Source organism: Streptomyces nanshensis (assembly GCF_001751255.1).
Lineage (GTDB): Bacteria > Actinomycetota > Actinomycetes > Streptomycetales > Streptomycetaceae > Streptomyces > Streptomyces nanshensis_A.
Window position 1 is genome coordinate 1 of the sequence record NZ_LJGW01000046.1, and the last position, 3,671, is coordinate 3,671.

4 protein-coding genes and 1 pseudogene are annotated in these 3,671 nt (G+C 73.4%); all 5 read right to left on the minus strand.

The features are described 5' to 3' along the window. A pseudogene (locus AN218_RS02475) lies at window positions 1–250 on the minus strand (aminoglycoside phosphotransferase family protein); the annotation flags it as partial. A gap of 167 nt (window positions 251–417) precedes the next feature. Next, complete coding sequence (locus tag AN218_RS02480) at window positions 418–1,086, minus strand: thymidine kinase (RefSeq protein ID WP_070014866.1); 669 nt, start codon at window positions 1,084–1,086, stop codon at window positions 418–420. 95 nt (window positions 1,087–1,181) lie between these two features. Further along, window positions 1,182–2,405, minus strand: a complete 1,224-nt coding sequence (locus AN218_RS02485; RefSeq protein WP_070014868.1) for an alkaline phosphatase family protein — start codon at window positions 2,403–2,405, stop codon at window positions 1,182–1,184. Next, the gene (locus tag AN218_RS02490; protein WP_070014891.1) at window positions 2,405–2,989 is read right to left on the minus strand and encodes a DUF5998 family protein; all 585 of its coding nucleotides are present in this window, start codon (window positions 2,987–2,989) and stop codon (window positions 2,405–2,407) included. The genes AN218_RS02485 and AN218_RS02490 overlap by 1 nt, the downstream gene beginning before the upstream one ends. Window positions 2,990–3,017: 28 nt before the next feature. Then, the coding region (locus tag AN218_RS02495) for an acetate--CoA ligase family protein (protein WP_171908575.1) at window positions 3,018–3,671 on the minus strand (654 nt) is incomplete at its 5' end.

Below are 3,671 nucleotides of genomic sequence, written 5' to 3' on the forward strand. Positions count from 1 at the left end.
CCGCGGCCCACGCCGCCGGCGACCCGGTCGCCGGGCCGCCGAGGCGCCCGAGCGTCGCCCCCGGGACCGCGGAGATCGCAAGCACGGACGGCTTGCGCCACAGAACCCGCGGGGTCGGGACCGGCGCGAGGGACATCGCCTCGGCCTCGGCGTCGAGGCGCGCCGGATCCGCGTCCACCTTCAGGAAGACCTCGCCGAGGCGCAGGGTCGCGCGCTCGGAGTGGGCGACGACGATCTCGACCTCATCCATGGGCGCCCAGTATTTCGGGCGCGGTCGCCGACGTCGCCTTGTTCTGCCGCGTGCGCTCACGCGGCGGACCGCGTCCCGGCCCCGCGGCGCCCCCTCTTGTCAGGAGCCCCAAGTCCCCGTCCTGCGACCGGAGTCGGCGGCGCCATCCGCTCGCCGCCGCGACCGGCTCACCTCATGTGCGGTGCGGTGGGCGCGTCGACGGGCAGTACGTCGGGCGAGAGCGCCCCCGCCCGTGCGCCCGCCGCGGTCAGCCGCCGGCGGTGGTGGCGGCGGCACAGCACCTCGTAGCCCACCTCGGCCGTCGGCTCGCCCACGTCGCCGACGACGACCTGCGCCCCTTCGACGACCATCTTCCCGCCGACCGTACGGGCGTTGTGCGTGGCCCGCGCCCCGCACCAGCACAGCGCCTCGACCTGGAGCACCTCGATGCGGTCGGCCAGCTCCATCAGCCGCTGCGAGCCGGGGAAGAGCCGCGTACGGAAGTCCGTGGCGATGCCGAAGGCGAAGACGTCCATGCCCAAGTCGTCGACGATGCGGGCCAGTTGGTCGATCTGATCCGGGGTGAGGAACTGCGCCTCGTCGACGATGACGTAGTCCGTACGTCCTCCGGCGGTCAGATGCCGCACGAGGTGGGAGTGGAAGTCGAAGCCGTCCCGCGCCTCGACGGCGTCGGTGACGAGCCCGAGCCGTGAGGAGAGCCGCCCCTCCCCCGCCCGGTCGTTGCGCGTGAAGATCATGCCCTGGAGGCCGCGCGTGGAACGGTTGTGCTCGATCTGGAGAGCGAGTGTCGACTTTCCGCAGTCCATGGTTCCGGAGAAGAACACCAGCTCTGACATGGAGAGTCGGCCTTTCTGCGCGGCGGCGCGCGGTGTGCGGGTGCGCTCGTACGGACCGGGCCGGGGCGCGACCCCGTACGTACGGCGGCTGCGGGCTACGTACGGACTTCGAGGAGCGGGATGAGCTGTTCGGCCGGGGTCGCCGAGCCGTGCATACCGATCAGGGCGGACTCCTTGGGCTCGCGCTCGGTGGCCACGACGGCGGCGTCGCCGCTCATCGCCACCACCACGTCGCCGATGCGCGCACGCACACGGTCGTCGATCCGCGGCCCGAACCAGCCCAGCGCGACGGCCTCTTCGCGGGTGGCCACCCAGGCGTGCTCGGCGAGCACCTCCCGCCAGACCGACGCCACGTCGCGCGCGGCGCCGGGCACGACGTAGAGATGGCGCATCCGTCCCTCGCCGCCGAGTTGGGCGAGGCCGGCGCTCAACTCCCAGTCCTCGTCGACGTCGAAGCGCGCCCGGTCGGTGAGGGGCACGTCGACCATGCCGTGGTCGGCGGTGACGTACAGCGCGGAGCGGGGCGGCAGTTGCTCGGCGAGGCGCTGGGCGAGCCGGTCGACGTACATGAGCTGGCCGCGCCAGGCGTCGGAGTCGACGCCGTAGCGGTGGCCGTGGCCGTCGAGTTCGGCGTAGTAGGTGTAGACGAGCGCGCGGTCGGCGGCGGCCAGTCGAGCCGCCGCCCGGTCCATGCGCTCCTCGGCGCTGAGCACGCCGTAGAACGTGCCGCCGGAGAGCGCGACGCGCGTCAGCGGTGTGTGCTCGAAGTGCGGCGCGGAGACCTGGCTCGCGGTGATCCCCGCGGCGTCGGCGAGTTGGAAGACCGTGGGATAGGGCTGCCAGGCGTGCGGCTCCGTCCACGGCTGCCAGCGGAGCTGGTTCATCAGGCGGCCGGTGTCCGGGTCGAGCGCGGTGTAGCCGGGCAGACCGTGCATGCCCGGCGGGAGCCCCGTGCCGACGGAGGCCAGCGAAGTGGCGGTGGTGGAGGGGAAGCCGCTGGTGAGCGCCGTACCGGTGCCGCCGAGCGAGGTGTCCAGCAGGGACGTGAGGAACGGTGCCTCTTCCGGATGCGCCCGCAGCACCTCCCAGCCGAGCCCGTCGACGAGGAACACACAGACCCTGTCGGCCGGTTCGAGCCGCAGCCGTGTGTGCGGCACCTGCTCCTCGCCCGCCGGGCTCAGGCCCTGTGCGGCGACGACGGCGGGCAGCAGATCGGACAGCGACGCGCTGCCGTAGCGCGGTACGGGCGCGGTGCGCGGATCCAGCGGCTCCGGGTCGGGCTCCGGTTCCTGCGGGTGCTCGGTGGCGGCCTGTGCCATCAGGAAGGGGTCACCGTCGCCTCTGAGAGCGCCTGTGCGAAGGCGAGGGTCTGCCGTACGGTGTCCGGTCCGTCGGCCGCCTCACTGACGCGCAGCGAGAGGTCGTCGGCGGTGGAGGAGCCCGTATAGCCGTGGTCCGCCTCGCAGTTGGGGTCGCCGCAGGTGGCGGGCTCCATGTCGAGCCGGGAGACGGCGCCCCAGCCGATGGTGAGCACGACCTCGCGGGGCAGCGTGCCGGGCGTGTAGGACTCCGGGTCGGCGACGACGCGGGAGAGCACGACGGACGAGATGCGCTGGACCTTCACGGACTCCGTGGACGTCGTGGCGTACGAGGACGACGACGTGCTGTCCGCGGGCTGTTCGTCGGTGTGGCTGACGAGGAAGCGCGTGCCGGTCAGCACGAGGACCGTCACATGGCGGCGCACCTCGTTGGAGTCGAACGTCGTCTCCTGGTGCACGAGGTAGGAAGTCACGGGCTCGCCGCCGACCGCCGCCTCGACGGCCTCGGCCACGAGGGTCGGGTAATAGCCGCTGCGTTCGATCGCCTCGCGCAGCCCCTGGGTCGTCGTACCGGTCTTCGCCATGCGGGCCATCCTACGGGCCCGCGGACTCTCAGTAAGCGGGCAGGCTGCGGCGGCCCAGGTCGGCACGGAGCGAGGGCTCGGCGGCACGGACGGTCGCACCGAGCACCGTCAGACCGTGCGGCGCGACGACCACGGGCTCCAGGTCCACGGCGACGATCTCCGGGTGGTCGTGCAGCAGCCGGGAGACGCGCAGCAGCAACTCCTCCAGGGCCGCGACGTCGACGGGCTGCGCACCGCGCCACCCGAAGAGGATCGGGGCACTGCGCAGGGCGCGTACGAGCGCCGCGGCGTCCTTGTCGGTGACGGGCACGAGGCGGTGCGCGACGTCGCCGAGCAGCTCGGACGGCGTTCCCGCGAGGCCGAAGGAGAGCACCGCGCCGATGGACGGGTCGACCGCGGCCCGGATCACGGTGTCGACGCCGCGCGGTGCCATGGCCTGTACGACGGGACGCAGCTCGGCGGCGTCGCCGAAGGAGCCGGTCAGCTCCGCGTAGACGCGGCGCAGCTCCGTCTCGGAGGAGATGTCCAGGCGCACGCCGCCCAGGTCGGCGCGGTGGCGCAGATGCGGGGCCGTGGTCTTGAGCGCGACGGGGTAGCCGAGGGCGCGGGCCGCGGCGGCGGCCTCGTCGGGGCCGGGCGCCGGGCTGGTGGGCTGGACGGCGATGCCGTAGCAGGCGAGGAC

Excerpts from the sequence above, each read along its gene's own strand:
- AN218_RS02490 (WP_070014891.1), bottom strand. The coding sequence starts at position 2,989 with ATGGCGAAGACCGGTACGACGACCCAGGGGCTGCGCGAGGCGATCGAA.
- AN218_RS02480 (WP_070014866.1), bottom strand. The coding sequence starts at position 1,086 with ATGTCAGAGCTGGTGTTCTTCTCCGGAACCATGGACTGCGGAAAGTCG.
- AN218_RS02485 (WP_070014868.1), bottom strand. The coding sequence starts at position 2,405 with ATGGCACAGGCCGCCACCGAGCACCCGCAGGAACCGGAGCCCGACCCG.